The organism is Lysinibacillus sphaericus (assembly GCF_000600105.1).
In the GTDB taxonomy this organism is placed as follows: Bacteria; Bacillota; Bacilli; order Bacillales_A; family Planococcaceae; genus Lysinibacillus; species Lysinibacillus sphaericus.
Genome location: NZ_CP006837.1, coordinates 4,103,836 through 4,129,469 on the forward strand (window position 1 = coordinate 4,103,836; position 25,634 = coordinate 4,129,469).

The 25,634-nt window shown below is 41.6% G+C and carries 18 protein-coding genes, 3 rRNA genes and 2 riboswitches; of the genes, 1 reads left to right on the forward strand and 20 read right to left on the reverse strand.

Annotated features, from left to right (window positions below):
* Positions 1 to 50: 50 nt before the first annotated feature.
* Entirely contained in the window at positions 51 to 1,772 is a 1,722-nt protein-coding gene (locus T479_RS19930) for an adenine deaminase C-terminal domain-containing protein (RefSeq protein ID WP_024364467.1), read from the reverse strand.
* A gap of 310 nt (positions 1,773 to 2,082) precedes the next feature.
* On the opposite strand from T479_RS19930, the gene T479_RS19935 reads away from it, so the two are divergent.
* Positions 2,083 to 2,526, forward strand: a complete 444-nt coding sequence (locus tag T479_RS19935; RefSeq protein WP_025220655.1) for a YgaP-like transmembrane domain — start codon at positions 2,083 to 2,085, stop codon at positions 2,524 to 2,526.
* An 84-nt stretch (positions 2,527 to 2,610) separates the two neighbouring features.
* On the opposite strand, the gene purD is transcribed toward T479_RS19935, so the two are convergent.
* From purD to T479_RS20030, 19 genes are all read right to left on the reverse strand, one after another.
* On the reverse strand, positions 2,611 to 3,867 hold the full coding sequence (gene purD, locus T479_RS19940) for a phosphoribosylamine--glycine ligase (RefSeq protein ID WP_025220656.1): 1,257 nt from the start codon (positions 3,865 to 3,867) through the stop codon (positions 2,611 to 2,613).
* Positions 3,868 to 4,060: 193 nt separating this feature from the next.
* Entirely contained in the window at positions 4,061 to 5,587 is a 1,527-nt protein-coding gene (gene purH, locus T479_RS19945) for a bifunctional phosphoribosylaminoimidazolecarboxamide formyltransferase/IMP cyclohydrolase (protein ID WP_025220657.1), read from the reverse strand.
* Between the two features lie 187 nt (positions 5,588 to 5,774).
* Positions 5,775 to 6,344, reverse strand: a complete 570-nt coding sequence (purN, locus tag T479_RS19950) for a phosphoribosylglycinamide formyltransferase (RefSeq protein ID WP_025220658.1) — start codon at positions 6,342 to 6,344, stop codon at positions 5,775 to 5,777.
* Complete coding sequence (gene purM / locus T479_RS19955) at positions 6,344 to 7,399, reverse strand: phosphoribosylformylglycinamidine cyclo-ligase (protein ID WP_024364462.1); 1,056 nt, start codon at positions 7,397 to 7,399, stop codon at positions 6,344 to 6,346. Before purM ends, purN begins: the two co-directional genes overlap by 1 nt.
* A 188-nt stretch (positions 7,400 to 7,587) precedes the next feature.
* Positions 7,588 to 9,012 (reverse strand): amidophosphoribosyltransferase, encoded by a 1,425-nt coding sequence (gene purF / locus T479_RS19960; RefSeq protein ID WP_024364461.1) that lies wholly within the window; start codon positions 9,010 to 9,012, stop codon positions 7,588 to 7,590.
* Positions 8,988 to 11,222 carry a phosphoribosylformylglycinamidine synthase subunit PurL gene (purL, locus tag T479_RS19965; RefSeq protein ID WP_025220659.1) on the reverse strand — a complete coding sequence of 745 codons (2,235 nt, stop codon included), beginning with the start codon at positions 11,220 to 11,222 and terminating at the stop codon, positions 8,988 to 8,990. The genes purF and purL overlap by 25 nt, the downstream gene beginning before the upstream one ends.
* Positions 11,209 to 11,892, reverse strand: a complete 684-nt coding sequence (gene purQ / locus T479_RS19970) for a phosphoribosylformylglycinamidine synthase subunit PurQ (RefSeq protein ID WP_025220660.1) — start codon at positions 11,890 to 11,892, stop codon at positions 11,209 to 11,211. Before purQ ends, purL begins: the two co-directional genes overlap by 14 nt.
* Before the next feature lie 2 nt (positions 11,893 to 11,894).
* A complete protein-coding gene (gene purS / locus T479_RS19975; protein WP_024364458.1) occupies positions 11,895 to 12,143 on the reverse strand; it encodes a phosphoribosylformylglycinamidine synthase subunit PurS in 249 nt (82 codons plus the stop codon).
* Between the two features lie 2 nt (positions 12,144 to 12,145).
* Positions 12,146 to 12,856 (reverse strand): phosphoribosylaminoimidazolesuccinocarboxamide synthase, encoded by a 711-nt coding sequence (purC, locus tag T479_RS19980; protein ID WP_025220661.1) that lies wholly within the window; start codon positions 12,854 to 12,856, stop codon positions 12,146 to 12,148.
* Between the two features lie 128 nt (positions 12,857 to 12,984).
* Complete coding sequence (gene purB, locus T479_RS19985) at positions 12,985 to 14,280, reverse strand: adenylosuccinate lyase (protein WP_024364456.1); 1,296 nt, start codon at positions 14,278 to 14,280, stop codon at positions 12,985 to 12,987.
* Between the two features lie 13 nt (positions 14,281 to 14,293).
* Positions 14,294 to 15,418: a 5-(carboxyamino)imidazole ribonucleotide synthase gene (purK, locus tag T479_RS19990; protein ID WP_025220662.1), complete on the reverse strand. Its 1,125-nt coding sequence runs from the start codon at positions 15,416 to 15,418 to the stop codon at positions 14,294 to 14,296.
* Positions 15,415 to 15,903, reverse strand: a complete 489-nt coding sequence (purE, locus tag T479_RS19995) for a 5-(carboxyamino)imidazole ribonucleotide mutase (protein WP_024364454.1) — start codon at positions 15,901 to 15,903, stop codon at positions 15,415 to 15,417. The genes purK and purE overlap by 4 nt, the downstream gene beginning before the upstream one ends.
* A 212-nt stretch (positions 15,904 to 16,115) precedes the next feature.
* Positions 16,116 to 16,214, reverse strand: a riboswitch (purine riboswitch).
* A gap of 92 nt (positions 16,215 to 16,306) precedes the next feature.
* Positions 16,307 to 16,501 carry an NETI motif-containing protein gene (locus T479_RS20000; RefSeq protein ID WP_024364453.1) on the reverse strand — a complete coding sequence of 65 codons (195 nt, stop codon included), beginning with the start codon at positions 16,499 to 16,501 and terminating at the stop codon, positions 16,307 to 16,309.
* Between the two features lie 223 nt (positions 16,502 to 16,724).
* Positions 16,725 to 16,840, reverse strand: a 5S ribosomal RNA gene (gene rrf / locus T479_RS20005).
* A 307-nt stretch (positions 16,841 to 17,147) separates the two neighbouring features.
* Positions 17,148 to 20,075, reverse strand: a 23S ribosomal RNA gene (locus T479_RS20010).
* Between the two features lie 366 nt (positions 20,076 to 20,441).
* A 16S ribosomal RNA gene (locus T479_RS20015) occupies positions 20,442 to 21,993 on the reverse strand.
* Together the 16S, 23S and 5S rRNA genes form the textbook arrangement of a ribosomal RNA operon.
* 410 nt (positions 21,994 to 22,403) lie before the next feature.
* A complete protein-coding gene (locus T479_RS20020) occupies positions 22,404 to 23,708 on the reverse strand; it encodes an NCS2 family permease (RefSeq protein ID WP_024363995.1) in 1,305 nt (434 codons plus the stop codon).
* A 130-nt stretch (positions 23,709 to 23,838) separates the two neighbouring features.
* Positions 23,839 to 23,940: riboswitch (purine riboswitch) on the reverse strand.
* A gap of 157 nt (positions 23,941 to 24,097) precedes the next feature.
* Entirely contained in the window at positions 24,098 to 24,754 is a 657-nt protein-coding gene (locus T479_RS20025) for a CPBP family intramembrane glutamic endopeptidase (protein ID WP_025220663.1), read from the reverse strand.
* A gap of 192 nt (positions 24,755 to 24,946) precedes the next feature.
* Positions 24,947 to 25,615, reverse strand: a complete 669-nt coding sequence (locus T479_RS20030; protein ID WP_025220664.1) for an MOSC domain-containing protein — start codon at positions 25,613 to 25,615, stop codon at positions 24,947 to 24,949.
* Between the last annotated feature and the right edge of the window lie 19 nt (positions 25,616 to 25,634).

Genomic DNA, 25,634 nt, shown 5'->3' on the forward strand with positions numbered 1-25,634 from the left:
TAATGTCTATTTGCTGGTGCTCTGGCGCTATATAAATTGTACTACTTTAACTACCGCATTACTGCTGGTAATAATAATTTATTCTTCAGGACATCAAAAATCCCTTTTGGTGTTATTCGAATATACGGCAAATGCGTAGATTGTAAAAATAGCAAAGTATAAATGGCATCTCCTAAACGATAGCCACGTTCTGCCAATGCTTGTTTTAAATCAAGCTCCTTCACTGTCAGTTCCTCCATATTCCCTTGATACAGAATACCACCGATAGTTAACGGAACAGATGCTACGACCTCTCCCTTTTCTACAAGCACAATGCCTCCACGCATTGCCTTCATCTCTTCAAATGCCTTTTGCATATCGTCTTTATTTTTGCCGATAAGCAAAATATCCCCAGTATTTGAATAGGAGGAGGCAAAACCTTGAACGTTTGTGGCAAAACCTTTAATCATCGTATTAACATGCCAGTTACCACTTCGATTAATCAGCATTAAATAACTTTCATCATGGTTTGCAAGCTGCCCTTCTCGTGTAATCAATGAATTATAAGGTTTCGTTATAACGTCATTTACTAATTCAATTCCAAATGGCATTGAAAATTGGAAATCATGAGAGGTTAGCGAAAAGTCCAAATCAAAAGAAGGAATTGCTGAATAATCTATGTCAGCAAAACGATGCACCCGTTCTCCATCACGCTTTAACCAAACACCTTTTGATAGTACACTTTCCGGTATTGGATGATATTCATCTTGTAGAATATTTAGTGAGGCAAAGCGTCCCGTCGCAATAAAACCATGTAAGTTCGACATATTGTAATAACGCGCAACATTATAGGATGCCATTTGGTAAGCATCGATTGGTGAAACCCCTGCATCTAATGCGACTTGAATACATTTATCCATCACACCATCCTGATGGAATGATGGTGTTGAGCCATCCGTTGTCATCATTAGATGGTCGAATATCGGTAGTTGTTTTTCTACGATTCCTTTCAATAGATTTGGTAAATCTGGACGAATTGAAGAATGACGAAGCGTTACGGCAAATCCTTGCATAATACGACGTTCTACTTCTTCCACCGTCATGGCTTCGTGGTCTCCATCTGCACCAAGTAATTTCATCCGCGCTAAAGTGCGCTCTGATGCACCCGGAAAATGACCTTCAATCTTTTTACCATATCCTTTCGCCATTTGCATGCGATAAAGCATTAAATCATCACCATGCAGTAAACGAGGCCAGCCCGTTAGCTCTCCACCTAACAATACATCGTCACGTTCTAACCATTCTAAAATCGAAGTGTTTGAAAAAATTTCTTCCTCTTGCTCCATTTCTGTTTGTGAATCAAAGCGCGTCCACCAATAAAACGAAAACGGTAATTTCTTTAAGTCATCTAATATTGAAAACGCTTTCTTGTTTTCTAAAGATAAGACGAAGCTTAAATTATCCGATATAAAAGCTGTAGTCCCAAGTTGCCCACAAAAATCAGCAAAGGATTGAGGATGATACAACTGGAACGGATGAACATGTGGTTCAATGTAGCCAGGTACAATCGTTTTATCCGAACAATCTACTATTTCTGTTCCATCTATTACTGGAGGCATTTTTTCTCCCGCATACACGATACGGTCTCCTGCAATCCAAATATTCCCTATCACCCATTGTTTCAGCATGCTATGTAAATAACGTGCATTTTTTAAGACAATATTAGGCGATTTTTTGCCATCTATAACAGCTAAATGCTGACGCAATTCTGTAATTTTCCATACTGGATCCATGTAAATCGCTCCTTCCTAATTTGCGTAAAATTTCATTGTGTAATTCCTATTTGAATTCACATACTACTACTGCATAAACGCTTTTGCATTCATTGTGCATATGGATGTATTGGCGTTCGCATTTTGAATAGGACTCACAAGTTGACGCCTTTCAAAAACCGAGCCATGTACATCTTCATTTCAGATTATCTGCAACATGAAGCAAAATAATGCTTTATGCAATCATCTTGTTTCAATCGTAACACAGCACTTTCATAAAGCAAAGTGCACCCCGCTTTATTTTTCCACTATGACTAAAGGAGGAAATGATATGATGCAACAAGCAAATCTTAGTGATAAAAATGCCTTTTGCCGTTTTGCCCTTGGCACAAGTATGACGGCATTTGGTATCGCTAAAGTTTCAAGAAATCCTAACTGTTTGAAAAGTCGACTGATGATCGCATTAGGGGCAATGAAAATGGCTGAGGGTATTTTTAAATATTGTCCTGCAAAGGCAATGTTAAACACAAATGTGGAAACTGCCATGAACACCTCTATGCAAAGTATGTTCAGTGGGCAAAATTCTATGTCTTCTGAACAAAATCCAATGTCCTCTGAACAGATTGGTAAGCTAATGAAGGATTTCTCCTCTGCGATTACTGGTAATTCGTCAGATATAACTGCAAGTGCTTCTAACTCATCTGACACCAGCACTTCAAACCAACATTCCTCGGACAGTAAAAATTCTACAACAAAAGCACAAAATCCTTCTTAGTCAAAGAAGCCGTCTCAATACAAATTTGAGACGGCTCCTTACTTTTTAGAGAAATGAAAAGTCTATGAAAAATATTTGTAAATGTTATTTAAATGTACGCCAGCCAATATCTTTGCGATAGAAGAAGTTGTTCCATTCAACTGTGGCAATGCCAGCATAAACTTTTTCTTGTGCTTCTTGTAAGGTAGATGCTTTTGCCGCGACAAGTAAAACACGCCCACCATTCCCTACATATTTTCCATCTACAAACTTCGTACCTGCATGGTAGACTGCATGTGAAGCTGAAAGTGTTTCTAAGTTCGGTAACGCATTTCCTTTCTCCACATCACCAGGATATCCTTCAGCAGCAATAACAACGCCTAACATCGCTTCATTTGACCATTGCAAATCAAATGGTTTTTCCTCCATTAATGCGTTCATAAAGGCACCGAAATCGGATTGCATGCGTGGAAGGACGACCTGCGTTTCTGGATCACCAAAGCGCGCATTGAATTCGATTACTTTAGGACCCGTTTTTGTTAAAATTAGACCCGCATACAAAATACCCGTAAATGATACCCCATCTGCTTCCATTCCTTTAACAGTCGGCTCAACTACTGTTTTATAGGCGACATCCACTACATCCTGCGATATTTGTGGAACAGGAGAATATGCACCCATGCCACCTGTGTTTGGTCCTTTATCGCCGTCATAAGCCCGTTTATGGTCTTGTGCAATCACCATTGGATAAATTTGTCCTTTATGTACAAAAGACATAAAGGAGAATTCTTCACCATCAAGGAATTCTTCAATCACTACACGAGATGAAGACTCACCAAAACGCTGATTCCCGATCATATCCTGTACGGCATCAATCGCTTCTTCTTCTGTCATAGCTACTACTACACCTTTACCAGCCGCTAAGCCATCTGCCTTAATAACAATTGGTGCACCTTGGGCTTTAATATAGTCAATCGCTTTTTCTGATTCTGTAAATGTTGCATGTGCAGCGGTAGGAATATGATATTTATTCATAATATCTTTGGCATATGATTTACTGCTTTCAATTTGCGCTGCTGCCTTCGTTGGACCAAATACGCGTAAACCACGTTGCGTAAAGAAATCGACAATCCCTTCTGCAAGTGGTTGCTCTGGACCAACAAATGTTAAATCTACTTCGTTTTCTTTAGCAAATTGTGCAAGTCCTGCAAAATCCATTGTGTCAATCGCAACAACTTCTACATCTTCTCGCATCCCATCATTACCTGGCGCTACGAATACTTTTTTTACGGACGGAGAAATGCTAAATTGTTTGGCAATTGCATGCTCACGACCGCCACTTCCTATAACTAATACGTTCATAATTAGTGAATCCTCCTCTTTAAGAGTAAGAGCTGTCTAATAAGCTGCTCTAAGTAAATCCTTCGAACCTCATGTGAGTTAGAGCATTTATATGCTTTTATAGAAAAAATAGTATACTAGAAACGCTCCCAGTATACTATTTTCCTTATTAGGACAAACCCTTTATTATTTGTATATTTTTATATAGCGATGATTAATGCTTGAAGTGACGTACGCCTGTAAACACCATTGCAATGCCGTACTCATTTGCTTTATCAATCGAATCTTGGTCTTTAATAGAGCCACCTGGTTGAATAATGGCTGTAATTCCTGCCGCATGAGCTGCTTCTACTGTATCATTCATAGGGAAGAATGCGTCAGATGCTAAAGCAGCACCTTTTGCTTTATCACCAGCTTGTTCGAAAGCGATTTTCGCAGCACCTACACGGTTCATTTGACCAGCGCCAACACCTAATGTCATTTGAGAATCTGTTACAACGATTGCATTTGATTTCACATGTTTAACTACAGCCCAGCCAAGTTGTAATGCTTCCCATTCTTTGTCAGTAGGCTCTCTATCTGTCACTACTTTAATGTCTGCATCACCAAAGCCATAGCTGTCTGGCTCTTGTACAAGTAAGCCACCTTCAACAGAGACAACGTTAAATTGATCTTTTTTAGCTTGCTCAAATGGAATTGTTAATAAGCGAATATTTTTCTTTTGTGTAAGAATATCTAATGCTTCTTGCGTGAAAGATGGCGCAATAATAATCTCTAAGAAAATATGGCTTAACTTTTCTGCCGTTGCCGCATCTACTTCCATGTTCAATGCAATAATTCCACCGAAAATAGATGTAGGATCGGCTGCATATGCTTTGTCAAAAGCTTCTTCTAGCGTTACACCTGTACCAACACCACATGGATTCATATGCTTCACAGCAACTGCTGCAGGCATTTCAAATTCTTTCACGATTTGAAGTGCGGCATTACCATCTTGAATGTTATTGTATGATAATTCTTTTCCGTGTAATTGCGTAGCATAAGCTAATGAGAAATCCGAACCAAGACGTTTTTGATAAAACGCGGCTTTTTGATGAGGATTTTCACCGTAACGTAAGTTTTGCTTTAATTCATAAGTAAGCGTTAGGCTTTCAGGGAACGCTTCCTCTGTTAAGTGATTTGAAATATAAGAATCATACGCTGCTGTGTGACGGAAAACCTTTGCTGCTAGCTTACGACGTGTTTCAATCGTTGTAGCACCAGTTGCTTTCAATTCTTCTAATACAGTTGCATAGTCATTGCTATCTACAATGACTGTTACATATTGATGATTTTTAGCTGCTGAACGTAGCATTGTTGGACCACCAATATCGATATTTTCGATGGCATCATCCCATGTTACATTAGGCTTTGAAATTGTTTCAACAAACGGATAAAGATTAACACAAACAATTTCAATTGGTTCAATTCCATGCTCATTCATTTGCGCTTGATGAGAAGCATCATCGAATTTCCCTAATAGTCCACCGTGGATCATTGGATTTAAAGTTTTTACACGCCCATCTAAAATTTCTGGGAATTTTGTTACTTCATCCACTGCTGTTACTGCGACATTATTGTCCTGTAACATTTTTTTTGTACCACCAGTTGATAAAATTTCATAACCTAATGCCACTAATTCTTTGGCAAATTCTAAAATACCATCTTTATTGGAAACACTGATTAATGCACGTTTTGTCACAACGAAATCCTCCTAATTTGTCTCGTGTAAAGCCACGAATTATCTATCCATCTTGATTTAGCGGCGTTAGGTGCTTATTGAACGACTCGTTCTACTTGAGCGGAGTTCATCATGATTTGAGCGAATCTTACAGGAACAACTAGCGTTTCCTGTTACAATGAGCCAAACCTAACTACCTACCAATCCATTACTTTAATAATTGTTGTAATGCTTTTGTATATAACACATGCTCTTGCTGATGAATGGCCATTTCAGTTGCCTCACGATCACCTTCGATAACAGCAACTGCAGCTTGTGCAATAATAGGCCCTGTATCCATGCCTTCATCTACAAAATGCACCGTAACACCCGTCACTTTCACACCATGTGCAATTGCTTGTCCAATAGCATCTTTGCCTGGGAAGGATGGTAACAGTGAAGGGTGGATATTCACAATACGCTGTGGATATGCCGCCAATAATACTTCGCTAATTAGACGCATATACCCTGCAAGTACAATCCACTGCACACCACATTCACGTAAGGCTTCAATAATCGCCGTTTCGTAGTCTGCTTTCGATGCAAATTCTTTTGGATTTAAAGCTAGGACGGGGATACCAAATTTTTCAGCACGCGTCACAACAAATGCAGCAGGCTTATCTGTCACAACAAGCTCCACTTTAGCATGTAGTTCGCCACGTTCAATCGCTTCTTGAATCGCTTGGAAATTACTGCCGCTCCCTGAAGCAAAGACGGCAATTTTTACTGGTGCAGTCATTACACTAAGCTCCCATCATGTGAGCCGTTAAATACAACGCCCTCGCCTTTCACAACGCGACCGATTTTGTATGCTTTTTCACCATTCGCTTCTGCTGTAGCAATAACTTTATCTGCTTCTGCTGCTGGTACAGCCAATACGAAACCAATGCCCATATTGAAGACATTATACAAATCTTTATCTTCAAGCTGACCTTTTTCTTTTAAAAATTCGAAAATACGAAGAACCGGCCAAGAACCTAGGTCAATTTCTGTTGCTAAGCCTTCTGGCATCATACGTGGTAAGTTCTCATAGAAACCGCCACCCGTTACATGTGCACAACCATGCACATCAGCCGCTTTTAATGTTGCAAGAACTGGTTTTGCATATAATTTAGTTGGGACTAACAGTGCTTCACCAATTGGGCCTAAGTCTTCGAAGCCTTCAACAACTGCATCCACTGCATAGCCGTTGTCAGCAAACACGATTTTACGCACTAATGAATAGCCGTTCGAATGGACGCCGCTTGACGCTAATCCAATAAGCACATCACCTTCAACAATTTTTTCACCTGTTACGATTGCTGATTTTTCACAAGCGCCTACAGCAAATCCTGCTAAATCATACTCATCTTCTTCATAAAGACCTGGCATTTCCGCAGTCTCACCACCGATTAAAGCAGCACCAGATTGCACACAGCCATCTGCAACACCTTTGACGATTTGTTCAATTTTCGCTGGTTCTGCTTTACCAAGTGCCACGTAATCTAAAAAGTAAAGTGGTTCTGCACCTTGCGCTACAATATCGTTTACACACATAGCAACACAGTCCACGCCAATTGTATCGTGCTTGTCTACCATGAAAGCTAATTTTAATTTTGTCCCAACACCATCTGTCCCTGAAATTAAAACAGGTTCTTTAAGATTTAGTTCTGACAAGTCAAACATACCACCAAAGCCTCCAAATGTACCCATCACGCCTAGTCGATTCGTACGTTCAACGTGAGACTTCATTCGTTTAACAGCTTCGTAGCCCGCTTCAATATTTACACCTGCTTGTTCATATGCTTTTGACATGCAGAGATCCTCCTTTAAATTAATTCAGCACAAAACCCTAACTTTTACATATAGAGAGTCGTACAAAATTATGTTCAACATCATGCTGGGAATATCAATCCTAACTCAATGTCATTTTCACCTTTAGAGGATACCCAACATCGTTTGAATGTGGGTACTCCAACAAGGCTTTATTGATTAACATACACTTAGCGTAACAGTTCTTTTTCGTGTGGTAAGATTGTATCTGGAAAAATTTCTGTTGGGTATTTGCTTGTAAAACATGCTAAGCAAAGACCTTTATTTTCATCCTCAAATGGACGTGCAATCGTTTCGACCATGCCTTCAACTGAAAGGAATGTTAGTGAATCAGCACCAATTGCGTCTCTTATTTCATCCACACTATGGCTCGAAGCAATCAACTCTTCATGTGTTGAAGTATCAATACCGTAATAACAAGGATCCGTCATTGGTGGAGAAGAAATCACAACATGCACCTCTGCTGCACCTGCATCCTTTAGCATTTTGACAATACGGCGTGATGTTGTACCACGAACAATTGAATCATCCACCATTACAACGCGTTTCCCTTTGACAACTTGCACAACAGGTGACAGCTTCATTTTTACACCACGTTCACGCAATTCTTGGGTCGGTTGAATAAATGTACGACCAACATAGCGGTTTTTTATTAACCCTAGCTCATATGGAATACCGCTTTCTTCAGCAAAGCCAATTGCTGCTGAAATACTTGAGTCAGGTACACCAGTTACGACATCCGCTTCAATATGTGCGCATTCACGTGCGAGTTGTTTCCCCATACGTTTACGTGCCATATGCACATTAATGCCATCAATATCGGAATCAGGACGTGCTAAGTATACATACTCCATCGCACACATTGCGCGATTTTCCATATCTGCAAAACGATCTGATTTTACACCTTCATCGTTTATTATTAATAATTCACCTGGTTCCACAGAACGTATAAACTCTGCTCCTATTAAATCAAAAGCACAAGTTTCAGAAGCAACAACCCAACCGTCTCCTAGTTTTCCAAGAGATAGAGGACGTAGACCATGTGGATCACGTGCAACAAGCATTTCATCTTTGGTCATAATTAAGAATGAATACGCTCCCTTTAATAACGAAAGGGCATTTTTCACCTTTGCTCGGAATGGTGAATGCGAGCTTTTCTTAATAAGATGCGCTAACACTTCTGTATCTGAGCTAGAGTGGAAAATACTACCTTGACGCTCTAAATACTGTTTTAAGTGTGTCGCATTGACTAAGTTACCGTTATGAGCAATTGAAAGGCTACCTGTTGATGAATGAAATAGTAATGGCTGTACATTTTCGATTCCGCCACCGCCAGCAGTCGTATAACGAACATGGGCAATTGCCGCTTTTCCGTCCACTGCTTTTAATTTCTCTTCGTTGAAAACATCATTTACTAATCCTTCGCCTTTCACCGCGCGCAGGTGTAGACCGTCAGAAACGACGATACCAGCACCTTCTTGTCCACGGTGTTGAAGAGCATGAAGCCCGTAATAACTAAGGTGTGCTGGATTTGGGTTACCCCAAATACCAAACACCCCACATTCTTCGTTTAAGCCTCTGAGTTCAGCAAGCATGGGATTGCTCCTTTCCAATTAGAACGGAATTCCTCCACTGTACCTTCTACAAGCACACCGTTGTCACCGTTGATTTTAACAAGCGCATCGTTTGTTACGACACCGATTTTTTGTGCATCTTTTACAGTTTCTACAAATGCAGTTGCATTTTCTTCTTTGACTGTTACAACGAAACGGGATTGTGTTTCACTGAATAAAGCCGTTGTTGCAGAGCCTGTTAGTGTTACATCAATGCCTAAACCTTGTGCACCAAATGTCGTTTCTGCAAGTGCTACAGCAAGACCACCCTCTGCTACGTCATGTGCAGATTGTACAAGTCCTGCTTTAATTGCTTTCAACAATGCTTGTTGACGAGCTGCTTCTACTTCTAGGTTAATAGCAGGTGCTTTTCCTGAGATGACACCGTTATTTAATAATTTTTGAAGTTCTGAACCACCAAATTCAGTATTCGTTTCACCGATAACAAATACTACATCGCCAGCTGCTTTCACATCTTGCGTTGTTACATGTGCTAAGTCTTCGATTAGACCTACCATACCGATTGTTGGTGTTGGATAAACGGCTTCGCCGGAACGTTCATTGTATAAAGAAACGTTACCACCGATTACTGGTGCATTGAGTGCAGTACATGCTGCTGAAATACCGTCGGCAGATTTTTCAATTTGCCAGAAAATTTCTGGCTTCTCTGGATTACCAAAGTTTAAGCAGTCTGTAATAGCAAGTGGTGTACCACCCGTTGCGACAATATTACGCGCTGCTTCTGCTACTGCAATCGCGCCGCCCACTTCAGGATCAAGGTAAATATAGCGAGAGTTACAGTCTGTAGTCATCGCAAGACCTTTATTTGTGCCACGTACACGGATAACTGCAGCATCTGAACCAGGTGCCACAACTGTTGATGTACGAACTTGATAATCGTATTGATCGTAAACCCATTCTTTTGAAGCAATCGTAGGTGCTTGTAACAATGCGTTTAACGTTTCTTTATAATCTGTTACAACTGGTTCTGCATTGTCCATTGCTTGGAACTGTGCGTAGTATGCAGGCTCAGCAGATGGCTTATGATAAACTGGCGCATCTTCTGCTAATGCATCTGCTGGTACATTCGCCACAACTTCACCTTTGTGCAGTAAACGCAACATTTTATCATCTGTTACAACACCAATTGCTACTGCATCTAAATCATATTTATCGAAAATCGCTTTAATTTCATCTTCGCGACCTTTTTTCACAACTAATAACATACGTTCTTGAGATTCAGATAACATCATCTCATATGCAGTCATACCTGTTTCACGTTGTGGTACTAAATCTAGGTTCATTTCTACACCAGATCCAGCTTTAGAAGCCATCTCTGCTGAAGATGAAGTAAGACCCGCAGCACCCATATCTTGAATACCAACTAGCGCATCAGATTTTACAACTTCTAAACAAGCTTCAAGTAGTAGTTTTTCCATAAATGGGTCACCTACTTGCACAGCTGGACGTTGATTTTCTGATTCCTCTGTTAATTCTTCAGAGGCAAACGTCGCTCCATGGATACCATCACGACCTGTTTTTGCTCCTACGTACATCACTGTATTTCCTACACCCGCAGCAATACCACGTTGAATATCCTTGTGATCAATTAGCCCAACGCACATTGCATTTACTAATGGATTACCTTCGTAGCAAGGGTCGAATTGAATTTCGCCACCAACAGTTGGAATCCCGATACAGTTACCATAGCCAGCAATACCAGCAACTACTTCTTCGAATAAATATTTACCACGTGCTGATTTTAACTCTCCGAAGCGTAATGAGTTTAGCATCGCAATTGGACGTGCACCCATTGAGAATACATCGCGAATAATACCGCCAACACCTGTTGCTGCACCTTGATACGGCTCGATTGCCGAAGGGTGGTTATGTGATTCCATTTTAAATACAACGGCTTGCTCATCACCAATATCTACAATCCCTGCACCTTCACCAGGACCTTGTAATACTTGTGGCCCTTTTGTTGGGAATTTACGTAATACTGGTTTTGAATTTTTATATGAGCAGTGTTCAGACCACATTACTGAGAAAAGACCTGTCTCTGTCCAGTTTGGTAGGCGACCTAGAATACCTTCTACCATTGCAAATTCTTCGTCTGACATCCCCATTCCAGCGTATAGCTTTTCATCTTTAATTTGCTGTGCTGTTGGCTCAAACTTAGTTGTTGACATGATTTTCCCTCCACTGCTTCACAATTGATTTGAATACTGCTAGACCATCGGCTCCGCCCACAAGTGCATCGACAGCTCGTTCTGGGTGAGGCATCATTCCTAATACATTTCCGCGCTCGTTAATAATCCCTGCGATATCTTCTAAAGAACCGTTTGGATTTTCTCCTGAGTATGTGAACACAATTTGATTGTTATCTTTTAGTTTTTGTAATGTTTCCTCGTCACAATAATAGTTACCTTCACCGTGTGCGATTGGAATATTGATTACTTGACCTTGCTCATATTGATTTGTGAATAATGTATTGTTGTTTTCAACTTTAAGCTGTATTGTACGACACATGAATTTTAGGTTTTTATTACGTAGTAAAGCACCTGGTAATAAGCCTGCTTCTGTTAGAATTTGGAACCCGTTACAAACACCCAAGACTGGCTTACCCGCATCTGCTGCTTTTTTTACTTCTGCCATAATATTGGATTGGTTTGCCATAGCGCCACAACGTAAATAGTCACCATAAGAGAAGCCGCCTGGTACTAGAATACCGTCAAAGCCACTTAAATCTGTTTCTGCGTGCCATACATATTCTACTTCTTCACCTAGTTCGTCTTTAATCGCATGATACATATCGATGTCACAGTTTGACCCAGGGAATACGAGTACTGCGAATTTCATGATTAGTTAGCCTCCTCGACTTCGTAACGGTAGTCCTCAATTACTACATTTGTTAAAACTTTTTCACACATTTCTTTTACTAGAGTATCAATATCGCGCGCAGAATCTCCGACAGTTAGTTCAAGATATTTACCGATACGTAAATCTTCTACTTCACCGTAGCCCATTTTCGCTAAAGAACCTTGTACTGCTGAACCTTGTGGATCTAGAATACTCTCACGTAATGTTACGTAAATTTTAACTTTTTTCATTGTTATTTGCCTCCGAGTCTAGAAAGAATAATAGTGTATACTTCAGTTAAATTACCAAGGTCTCGACGAAAGACATCTTTGTCCAACTTTTGCTTTGTTTTTGTATCCCAAAGTCTGCATGTATCTGGTGAGATTTCATCAGCCAATAGTACATCTCCGTTCGTATCACGGCCAAATTCAAGTTTAAAGTCAATTAGCGTGACATCCACATCAGCAAAAATTGGTTGCAGTACTTTGTTCACAGCTAATGCACCGTCATACATCGCTGTTACTTCTTCTGGTGTTGCAAGGTCAAGTACATCAATATGCTCCGTTGTGATAAATGGATCGCCTAATGCATCATCCTTATAATAGAATTCTACGATTGGGCGTTTTAATGGTGTGCCTTCTTCTAAACCAAGGCGTTTTGCTAAGCTACCTGCAGCTATGTTACGAACAACAACTTCAATTGGAATGATTTCAACCTTTTTCACTAGTTGTTCTGTAGCAGACAATTGTTTTACGAAATGTGACGCAATTCCGTTAGCTTTTAATTTTTCGAAAATTAATGAAGTAATGCGATTATTTAAAACGCCTTTCCCGTCAATTTCCTCTTTTTTCTCACCGTTAAATGCTGTTGCACTATCCTTATATTCAACTAAAAGTATTGTAGGATCTTCTGTTGCATATAATTTTTTTGCTTTACCTTCATACAAAAGTTGGTCTTTCGTCATTTCGTCATTCCCCCAGATTATTATGAAATACGCCTCGACGTATTGATGTTATGGATTTTGAATCTTGAAGTATGATTCAAAACCCGTAACATCCGTCGTGGCACTAACTGTCTATCGATTCAATACTGTTAGTTAAGTCCAAGACGTTCAAAAATCATATCTACATGCTGTAAGTGGTAGTTGTAATCAAAGCAATGATCTAACTCTTCCTTCGTTAAATAAGAAGTGATTTTTTCACTTGCATCAACTAACGTACGGAATTGTACTTGCTCGTCCCACGCCTGCATCGCTAATGGTTGAACTGTATCATACGCTTCCTCACGTACTAACCCTTTATCGATTAGTGCTAATAAAATTCTTTGTGAGTAAATCAGTCCAAATGTACGACCCATATTACGTTTCATGTTTTCAGGGAATACTGTTAAATTTTTCACGATGTTACCGAAGCGATTTAACATATAGTTCAGTGTAATCGTTGCATCCGGTAAAATAACTCGTTCCGCAGATGAATGTGAAATATCACGCTCATGCCATAGTGCTACGTTTTCGTAAGCTGTTACCATGTAACCACGCATTAAACGTGACATACCAACCATGTTTTCAGAGCCGATTGGATTGCGTTTATGCGGCATAGCAGATGAACCTTTTTGTCCTTTTGCAAAGGCTTCCTCTACTTCTCGAGTTTCTGATTTTTGCAATCCACGAATTTCAGTTGCGAATTTTTCAATTGATGTTGCAATTAATGCAAGAGCGCCTAAATATTGTGCATGGCGGTCACGCTGTAATGTTTGTGTAGAAATAGGTGATGCTGCGAGCCCTAATTTGTCACATACGTATTGTTCAACGCGTGGATCGATATTTGCATATGTGCCAACTGCACCAGACATTTTACCTGTTTCAATCACTTGAGCAGCTGCTTCAAAGCGTTCTAAGTTACGTTTCATTTCTTCATACCATAAGCCTAATTTTAAACCGAACGTTGTTGGTTCAGCATGTACACCATGTGTACGACCCATCATAACTGTATGTTTATGCTCTTTCGCTTTTGCTGCAATAATATCAATAAAATTCACAATATCTTTTCGTAAAATATCATTCGCTTGTTTAATCAAATAAGAAAGGGCTGTGTCAACCACGTCTGTTGAAGTTAAACCGTAGTGCACCCATTTACGCTCTTCGCCAAGTGTTTCAGATACAGCACGTGTAAATGCCACTACGTCATGACGCGTTTCTTTCTCAATTTCTAAAATACGATTTACATCAAATGAAGCATTTTCACGAATTTTAGCTACATCTTCTTTTGGAATATCGCCAATCTCCGCCCAAGCTTCACATGCTAAAATTTCAACCTCTAACCAAGCTTGGTATTTATTTTGTTCTGTCCAAATTGCGCCCATCTCGGGTCTTGTGTAACGTTCAATCATTGCGTATCTCCTTCTATTCTGACCAAATGCCAGAACTTTCGATTTGTTGTAATGTTGCTTCTAAATCTTTTGTCATAATCGTTACGTGGCCCATCTTACGGTTCACTTTAGCTTCAGCTTTCCCATAAAGATGCAATGACCATTCAGGATATTTTGCAATTGAGTTACTAAGTGGCATAACATGCTGCCCTAATACATTCACCATTATTGATGGTGCCCAAAGTTGCGGTTTGCGCAATGGCCAACCACAAATAGCACGGATATGCTTATGGAATTGTGATATATTACATGCCTCTATTGAATAGTGACCAGAATTATGTGGTCTCGGTGCTAGTTCATTAATAATAATTTCGCCGTTTTCTAAAACGAACATTTCTACCGCCAGCGTCCCTACTAAATTTAAGTAATCAGCTATTTTTATAGCCTCTTGCTCAGCAGACTGTGCTGTCATCTTTTCGATACGAGCAGGTACAATTGTTTCGTGTAAAATATGATGAACATGAATATTTTCACCAACAGGCTGACAATATAATTCTCCGTCACCGTTTCGCTGTACAATAACTGATACTTCTTTCACAAAAGGTACAAACCCTTCAGCAATACATTGTGAATGAGCGAAAAGCCCTTCTGCTAATGGTAAATCCGCTGCTGAATTTAGAAGCTGCTGCCCTTTGCCATCATAGCCACCTCTTGCAGTTTTTACGATACACGGATAACTGATCTTGTCAATACTCGCGACCAATTCCTCGTATGTATTAGCTACTATATAAGGAGCTACTGGACAGCCAGCTTTCACAATTGCTTCCTTCTCAGTCACGCGGTTTTGTGTAATGCGTACTAATTCAGCTCCTTGTGGTACGTAAGCCATTTGAGTTAATCGTTTTAAACCATCGTAATCGATATTTTCAAACTCATACGTAATAACGTCACTGACTTCTGCAAGTTCCTCTAATGCAGCTTCATCATCATAAGGTGCCACAATTCGGATATCTGCAACCTGTCCACATGGTGAATCCATTGTCGGCTCAAGAACAGCTATTTTAAATCCTGCTTCCTTTGCAGCAAGTGCCATCATACGGCCAAGCTGTCCTCCTCCGATAATACCTATCGTTTGTCCTGGATAAATAATTTTCGTCACACTAAGTCACCTGTGCTTTCCAATACTTGTTGCTTCGTCGCCTCGCGTCTAGCATCTAGTTTATTAGCAAGCTCTATGTCTGTTGTCGACAAAATTTGCGCTGCAAGCAAGCCTGCATTTGTTGCACCTGCTTTTCCGATTGCGACAGTTGCTACAGGTACACCACCTGGCATTTGTACAATTGATAACAGTGAATCAAGACCATTAAGTGCACGAGATTGTACTGGCACGCCAATAACAGGTAATGTTGTTTTAGCTGCTACCATACCTGGTAAATGTGCTGCACCTCCAGCACCTGCAATAATCACTTGAATACCTCGCCCACGTGCTGCTTCAGCGTACTCAAACATTAAATCAGGCGTACGATGTGCTGATACTACTTTTTTCTCGTACGGTACTTGTAATTCATCTAAAATATCACACGCATGTTTCATAGTTTCCCAGTCACTTGAACTACCCATAATGACACCGATTTTCGGATTCATGAATTGTCGCTCCTTTTAAACGATAGAAAAATGATCGATTATTGTGCAAGCCTCTATTATTCAATAGTCACTGCATTTCTTTACTTTTTGAACAAAGAAAATCCTCAAATAAGCTACTCTCTACCATACACGTGAAAGCAGCTTACTTGAGGACTTATTATGAAAAGAATATGCAGATTTAGACATCTGTACACACACCTTCCCGTAACATGCCAAAAGTTGCTTTCCCGCATAGTCCAGCATTTACGGTGCCGGGTAGAGACACTAGAGCCAATTCTCTAGCATATATGAGGGATTTAATTGTTTTCCTTATCACATTTTAACAAGTGAAAACACTATCGTCAATGCAAAAATGCGAACATTTTATTTTCATCACTAAATATCGTTCGGTTTTAAGTCATATTTAGTCAGAATCTTGACATAACATCGCTTTAAATTGTATTTTTTGACGTAAATACGTTGGTTCGCCATTTACTAGATGAAAAATAGGCTCTTCCTTCCGTCCCATCGCCATATATCCATCTTGACGCATTCTCTCTAAACATTGTTCGATTGTTTCATTTTCTTCTACTTCATACCAAATTTGCTTTTTGCCCAAACTGTTCTTCCTTCCAATCCATGTCATGATTATTCTTCCTTACTTGTAATCCATTATACCCGATAAGGCACTTCAAGAATGCACGAAATTGTAACAATTCATAATCATAGTAGCATTTTATATCCCTATTTCAAGCTTCTCAATCGTATATCCGGTACCTTCACACAAAACATTATGCAAAAAACAAAAAAAGCCAAGGAATATATCCTTGGCTTTTAAACTTGCCTAGCGACGTCCTACTCTCACAGGGGGAAGCCCCCAACTACCATCGGCGCTAAAGAGCTTAACTTCCGTGTTCGGTATGGGAACGGGTGTGACCTCTTTGCCATCATCACTAGACTATATTCGACCTCCAATACACGGCGTATTACTGCGTCAGCTTCTCTCGTTCAATCAGTCACGTACAAAGGTACGCTCCTTCAATCACTCGTTTGCTTCCTTGTTCTACTTGTGTCTTGAAGCTCTCACGGCTTTCAATATACATCGTATTTCTTTGTCAGCTTCATTCGTTCAGTCAGTCACGTACAGACGTACGCTCCTTCCTTCTCTCAATCGCTTCCGCGAACTACTCGTATCTTGAAACCCTTTTATGAAAGGTTGTTCTTTCAAAACTGGATAAACGGTGCATTGAATGTTTTAAACTTTTTTGGTTAAGTCCTCGATCGATTAGTATTCGTCAGCTCCATGTGTCACCACACTTCCACCTCGAACCTATCTACCTCATCGTCTTTGAGGGATCTTACTTACTTGCGTAATGGGAAATCTCATCTTGAGGGGGGCTTCATGCTTAGATGCTTTCAGCACTTATCCCGTCCACACATAGCTACCCAGCGATGCCTTTGGCAAGACAACTGGTACACCAGCGGTGTGTCCATCCCGGTCCTCTCGTACTAAGGACAGCTCCTCTCAAATTTCCTACGCCCACGACGGATAGGGACCGAACTGTCTCACGACGTTCTGAACCCAGCTCGCGTACCGCTTTAATGGGCGAACAGCCCAACCCTTGGGACCGACTACAGCCCCAGGATGCGATGAGCCGACATCGAGGTGCCAAACCTCCCCGTCGATGTGGACTCTTGGGGGAGATAAGCCTGTTATCCCCGGGGTAGCTTTTATCCGTTGAGCGATGGCCCTTCCATGCGGAACCACCGGATCACTAAGCCCGTCTTTCGACCCTGCTCGACTTGTAGGTCTCGCAGTCAAGCTCCCTTGTGCCTTTACACTCTACGAATGATTTCCAACCATTCTGAGGGAACCTTTGGGCGCCTCCGTTACCTTTTAGGAGGCGACCGCCCCAGTCAAACTGTCCGCCTGACACTGTCTCCTGCCCCGCTAAGGGGCATGGGTTAGAATTTCAATACAACCAGGGTAGTATCCCACCGACGCCTCCTTCGAAGCTGGCGCTCCGAGATCTCTGGCTCCTACCTATCCTGTACAAGTTGTACCAAAATTCAATATCAGGCTACAGTAAAGCTCCACGGGGTCTTTCCGTCCTGTCGCGGGTAACCTGCATCTTCACAGGTACTATAATTTCACCGAGTCTCTCGTTGAGACAGTGCCCAGATCGTTACGCCTTTCGTGCGGGTCGGAACTTACCCGACAAGGAATTTCGCTACCTTAGGACCGTTATAGTTACGGCCGCCGTTTACTGGGGCTTCAATTCGCAGCTTCGCTTGCGCTAACCACTCCTCTTAACCTTCCAGCACCGGGCAGGCGTCAGCCCCTATACGTCACCTTACGGTTTTGCAGAGACCTGTGTTTTTGCTAAACAGTCGCCTGGGCCTATTCACTGCGGCTCTCATGCGCTTGCACGCTCAAGAGCACCCCTTCTCCCGAAGTTACGGGGTCATTTTGCCGAGTTCCTTAACGAGAGTTCTCTCGCACACCTTAGGATTCTCTCCTCGACTACCTGTGTCGGTTTGCGGTACGGGCACCTCTCACCTCGATAGAGGCTTTTCTTGGCAGTGTGAAATCAGGAACTTCGTCCATACGGACTCGCCATCACAGCTCAACGTTACAGTGTGCGGATTTGCCTACACACACGCCTTACTGCTTGGACGCGCACAACCAACGGCGCGCTTACCCTATCCTACTGCGTCCCCCCATTTCTCAAACGGTGAGGAGGTGGTACAGGAATATCAACCTGTTGTCCATCGCCTACGCCTATCGGCCTCGGCTTAGGTCCCGACTAACCCTGAGCGGACGAGCCTTCCTCAGGAAACCTTAGTCATACGGTGGACGGGATTCTCACCCGTCTTTCGCTACTCATACCGGCATTCTCACTTCTAAGCGCTCCACCAGTCCTTCCGGTCTGACTTCAACGCACTTAGAACGCTCTCCTACCACTGACATCGTAGATGTCAATCCACAGCTTCGGTGAATCGTTTAGCCCCGATACATTTTCGGCGCAGCGTCACTCGACCAGTGAGCTATTACGCACTCTTTAAATGATGGCTGCTTCTAAGCCAACATCCTGGTTGTCTGTGCAACGCCACATCCTTTTCCACTTAACGATTACTTTGGGACCTTAGCTGGTGGTCTGGGCTGTTTCCCTTTTGACTACGGATCTTATCACTCGCAGTCTGACTCCCGTGTATAAATATCTGGCATTCGGAGTTTGTCTGAATTCGGTAAACCGGGATGGCCCCCTAGTCCAAACAGTGCTCTACCTCCAGTATTCTCATCACGAGGCTAGCCCTAAAGCTATTTCGGAGAGAACCAGCTATCTCCAAGTTCGATTGGAATTTCTCCGCTACCCACACCTCATCCCCGCACTTTTCAACGTGCGTGGGTTCGGGCCTCCAGTAAGTGTTACCTCACCTTCACCCTGGACATGGGTAGATCACCTGGTTTCGGGTCTACGACCACGTACTAATTCGCCCTATTCAGACTCGCTTTCGCTGCGGCTCCGCCTTCTAAAGCTTAACCTCGCACGTAATCGTAACTCGCCGGTTCATTCTACAAAAGGCACGCTATCACCCATTAACGGGCTCTAACTACTTGTAGGCACACGGTTTCAGGATCTCTTTCACTCCCCTTCCGGGGTGCTTTTCACCTTTCCCTCACGGTACTGGTTCACTATCGGTCACTAGGTAGTATTTAGCCTTGGGAGATGGTCCTCCCGGATTCCGACGGAATTTCACGTGTTCCGCCGTACTCAGGATCCACTCTGGAGGGAACGAACTTTCGACTACAGGGCTTTTACCTGCTCTGGCGGACCTTTCCAAGTCGCTTCATCTAACTCATTCCTTTGTAACTCCGTATAGAGTGTCCTACAACCCCAAGAGGCAAGCCTCTTGGTTTGGGCTCTTCCCGTTTCGCTCGCCGCTACTCAGGGAATCGATTTTTCTTTCTCTTCCTCCAGGTACTTAGATGTTTCAGTTCCCTGGGTCTGCCTTCAAGACGCTATGTATTCACGTCAAGATACTACGCGATTAAACGTAGTGGGTTCCCCCATTCGGAAATCTCCGGATCAAAGCTCACTTACAGCTCCCCGAAGCATATCGGTGTTAGTGCCGTCCTTCTTCGGCTCCTAGTGCCAAGGCATTCGCCGTGCGCCCTTAATAACTTAACCTATCGGCTTCCAATCCACTGCGCATTTCGTTGTCAGCTTCTCTCGTTCAATCAGTCACGTACGTAAGTACGCTCCTTCATTCACTCGTTCGCTTCCTAGAACTGCTTGTGTCTTGAAACCCTATTTCGTTATTAAGCCTATAAAAAACTTAAAAAAATAAATGTGTTTGTTACAATTTCAATGTCGTTTTATCCAGTTTTCAAAGAACAAATTCACTACCTGTTTCTACTTCTTCGCAAATTTGCGACGAAAGCGTAGCGACAGGAGCACAGTTTTGAAGTATTTCATCGTAATGATGAACCTTCAAAACTGAACGCAAAACGTAATCTTACAAACCCAAGGTTTGTATTCCGAAAATATCCTTAGAAAGGAGGTGATCCAGCCGCACCTTCCGATACGGCTACCTTGTTACGACTTCACCCCAATCATCTATCCCACCTTCGGCGGCTGGCTCCAAAAGGTTACCTCACCGACTTCGGGTGTTACAAACTCTCGTGGTGTGACGGGCGGTGTGTACAAGGCCCGGGAACGTATTCACCGCGGCATGCTGATCCGCGATTACTAGCGATTCCGGCTTCATGTAGGCGAGTTGCAGCCTACAATCCGAACTGAGAACGACTTTATCGGATTAGCTCCCTCTCGCGAGTTGGCAACCGTTTGTATCGTCCATTGTAGCACGTGTGTAGCCCAGGTCATAAGGGGCATGATGATTTGACGTCATCCCCACCTTCCTCCGGTTTGTCACCGGCAGTCACCTTAGAGTGCCCAACTAAATGATGGCAACTAAGATCAAGGGTTGCGCTCGTTGCGGGACTTAACCCAACATCTCACGACACGAGCTGACGACAACCATGCACCACCTGTCACCGTTGTCCCCGAAGGGAAAACCATATCTCTACAGTGGTCAACGGGATGTCAAGACCTGGTAAGGTTCTTCGCGTTGCTTCGAATTAAACCACATGCTCCACCGCTTGTGCGGGCCCCCGTCAATTCCTTTGAGTTTCAGTCTTGCGACCGTACTCCCCAGGCGGAGTGCTTAATGCGTTAGCTGCAGCACTAAGGGGCGGAAACCCCCTAACACTTAGCACTCATCGTTTACGGCGTGGACTACCAGGGTATCTAATCCTGTTTGCTCCCCACGCTTTCGCGCCTCAGTGTCAGTTACAGACCAGATAGTCGCCTTCGCCACTGGTGTTCCTCCAAATCTCTACGCATTTCACCGCTACACTTGGAATTCCACTATCCTCTTCTGCACTCAAGTCTCCCAGTTTCCAATGACCCTCCACGGTTGAGCCGTGGGCTTTCACATCAGACTTAAGAAACCACCTGCGCGCGCTTTACGCCCAATAATTCCGGACAACGCTTGCCACCTACGTATTACCGCGGCTGCTGGCACGTAGTTAGCCGTGGCTTTCTAATAAGGTACCGTCAAGGTACAGCCAGTTACTACTGTACTTGTTCTTCCCTTACAACAGAGTTTTACGAACCGAAATCCTTCTTCACTCACGCGGCGTTGCTCCATCAGGCTTTCGCCCATTGTGGAAGATTCCCTACTGCTGCCTCCCGTAGGAGTCTGGGCCGTGTCTCAGTCCCAGTGTGGCCGATCACCCTCTCAGGTCGGCTACGCATCGTTGCCTTGGTGAGCCGTTACCTCACCAACTAGCTAATGCGCCGCGGGCCCATCCTATAGCGACAGCCGAAACCGTCTTTCAGTATTGTCCCATGAGGGACAAAAGATTATTCGGTATTAGCCCCGGTTTCCCGGAGTTATCCCAAACTATAGGGTAGGTTGCCCACGTGTTACTCACCCGTCCGCCGCTAACGTCAAAGGAGCAAGCTCCTTCTCTGTTCGCTCGACTTGCATGTATTAGGCACGCCGCCAGCGTTCGTCCTGAGCCAGGATCAAACTCTCCATAAAAGAAATTTGATTAGCTCAAATTGTTTTGCTGGCATCAATTTTGATGTCCAAAATTTTGTTTCGTTCACTAACAAAGTTAGCTAGTAAAAACTATATTGATTACGTTTTGCTTGTTCAGTTTTCAAGGTTCATTTTGTTAGTTACTAGTAAGTAACTTTTTATAATTTAACATACATTCAATATGATGTCAACTATTATTTTCTTGCAGTGTGTTGTTCACATGTTTCGTAACAACGTGTTTAAATATAACATCTCGTATCATAGTTTGCAAGTGTTTAATTGAAATAAAACTATTCAGTCAATAATAACTAGTAGTTTCTTCTATAGTATATTATGTGTCAGGCACTCAAACAATTTCGAATAAAAAGCTCCTCTTCGTTTTCACAAAGAGGAGCTTTTTCGTCTTTACATTATCGAACCCAGATAAAGTATGCAAGGAAGACAAAGAACAATCCGTACATCATTGGGTGAATTTCTTTTTTACGACCTGCTAAAAGCATTGTTACAGGATAGAATACGAAACCAATTGCAATCCCTGTTGCAATTGAATAACCAAGCGGCATCATTAATACTGTGAAGAACGCTGGAACTGCAATTTCGAATTTATCCCATTCAATTAAACGCAATGATGAAACCATTAACACACCTACGATAACAAGTGCTGGTGCTGTTACCGCCGAAGTAACAACAGCAAGTAATGGCGAGAAGAATAGCGCGATTAAGAATAGCACTGCTGTAACAACTGCGGCAAAACCTGAACGAGCACCTGCTGCTACACCTGAAGTTGATTCTACATATGCAGTAGTTGTTGAAGTTCCGAATAAAGAACCAATTGTTGTAGCTAATGCATCCGCCATAAGCGCACGGCTTGCGCGTGGTAATTTATCGTCTTTTACTAGGCCAGCTTGAGTAGCAACAGCCATTAATGTACCTGCTGTATCGAAAAAGTCAACGAATAAAAATGTTAGTACTACGACTAAAAATTTAACGTTTATTAAAGAATCAAAGTCATTAAAAATCGGTTTAAGTGCAACCATAAATGTTGAATCTACACTTGGAATTGCTGATACAACCGATACAGGTGGTGCAATGACACCTGTCATCATACCAACGACCGCTGTAATAACCATCCCTAAGAAAATACCGACGCTGCGGAATTTTAAAATAAGGATGACAGAAATAATAATACCGAACACTGCTAAAAGAGTTGAACCTGTAAATGCACCTAATGTTACTAAAGTTGCTGGACTATCTACAACGATACCCGCTCCTTGTAACCCTACGAATGTGATAAATAAACCAATACCAGCTGATACTGCATATTTAAGTTGTGCTGGAATTGCATTAATAACTGTTTCACGAATACCAGTAAGTGAAAGGATAATAAAAATAATCCCTGAGAAAAATACACCTGTTAACCCAGTTTGCCAAGGAATACCATATGCTCCTACTACAGTGAAAGCAAAGAATGCATTCAATCCCATACCTGGGGCTAATGAGATTGGGAATTTAGCGAAAATACCCATAATCAAAGAACCGACTGCTGCTGCTAATGCTGTTGCTACGAATACAGCACCTTTATCCATCCCTGCATTTTCCAGAATACCTGGGTTAACTGCTAAAATATAAGCCATGGCAAGGAATGTTGTAATACCACCAATTATTTCGCGGCGATAATTAGTACCTAATTCATCGAACATGAAATATTTTTTCATTTTTTAAAGATCCTCCGTATTGTCGTCTTCAATACCGAAAACAAAAAAGACACGCTGACTACTCTACTAGTCGCATGTCTACGATACATTTCAGCACTCATAATGTGTGAAATAAATTAGTTACTATACATTCGTATAAAACTAAAATCGTAGTCAAGTTATTTACGGTAACTTGGTAGAAACTCACGGGCCTTATCCCCGACATTATACGACGACTTATTTAATTTACAATCGTAATATATCATTTCGTTTTTTAGATTTCAACCCCATTTCCGAACATTTCTTATAAAAAAAATACGAAAGTTCGTATAAAATACGGAATTAATGTTCAGTTTTTGGAAAAAACATAGAAAAATAAAGAAAAAGAACTCTTTTTCTATGAGTTCTTTTTAAAGTGCAAAGAGCATCGCAATACAATTGTTAAAGATATGGAGGGTTATTGAATACACGATATTAAAATTCGATTTGTAATAAATGACGCCAAAGACGAGCCCAGAGTAAAAGTAAGGTATCACTTGAACAATTTCTGAAAAACTATGTACATGTAAAAGGCCAAATAAGAAACTAGAAATTCCAATCGAGAAATATACCCCTATCTTTGTCTTTAACTTTTTCAGAATGATTTCCCTAAATATTATCTCCTCATTCACCGGTCCCAGCAAAACGACTGGAAACAAAAAGACAAATAGCATTATACCTTGTGCTATCTGCAAAACATGATTGACGCTAGATTGATTTGACGAGTTAGCAAAAGAATCAACTAGCGGATCTATAAACATTACACCTAGATATAGTAACAACAATCCAACAATAAACAATTGAATAAATTTTAATGGTTTGTTTCGAATATCTTTCAAACCAAGAATTACTTGGCTACGTAATGCTATAAAGGCTATGATACAAACCATTCCATGCGCAAGACAAAATAGTAATAAGAAAGTATTTAATTCAGTCTGATTAGCGGGCGAATTAAAAAGCTTTGGCAATACAAGCACCAGTGATATGTAACTAAATAAAATCACGCTATACTTATATTTTCGTAACATTATCTCCATTCCTTTCAATTTTTTCACTACTCATTACTACACAAACAATTATCGTTTTAGACGATTTTATTGTAATAACATGCTATTTAGGATGCAATTCATTTGATCGTAAGCTAATCCATTGAAATTCCTTACATAAATAAGAACCCCCTATAGCCTAAAAGCTAAAGGGGGTTCTGATACTTTTGTGCTTTACTTCCCTACTCGACTCTGCAATGACTGAATCTTTTTTTCTAACTTTTGTTGCCAATCTAACGCTAACGCATCCACCGCTTGAATTTTCTTCATCGCACCTACATCATTGTTTTTATAATAGACCTCGTTGCAATATAAAACAGATATACCCGCAGGATGTCTTTCAATCAATTCAATCGTTGAATTTGCACTGATTGTTCCCTCGATTAGCACACGTGCAAGGTAGCCCGTATACCCCGTTTCAATTAAACGTTTGAGCAATATATCTGCCTTTGCATATCTATCAATCGTGCTACACGGAATACGCCCTTGCGTAATTTGAATAACAGCATCTCCAATTTTATAAGTATCTCCTATACAAACATCCGCTTCCAACATGTTCGTTACCGTTAAATTCTCACCGAATGTTGCAGACGGCAATTTTTTACCTAGTTCTTGCTCCCATTGTATGTAATGCTCTGCAGGATATAAACAAACAGCACGATCAGGCCCACCATGATGCTTTTTATCTGCTACATCATCTCCCTCAAAACCACTCTTTCCCAAATAAACTTCTTGTACTTCTTGTTTTTCAATTCCTGTTATCATTGATCGCCCGTTGCTATAGTTCAATTCTTTCGGCATACCGACAGCTAATGTGTGAATCGTCGCAATACTTTTCTCCATTTTCATCCCCCTCAATTAA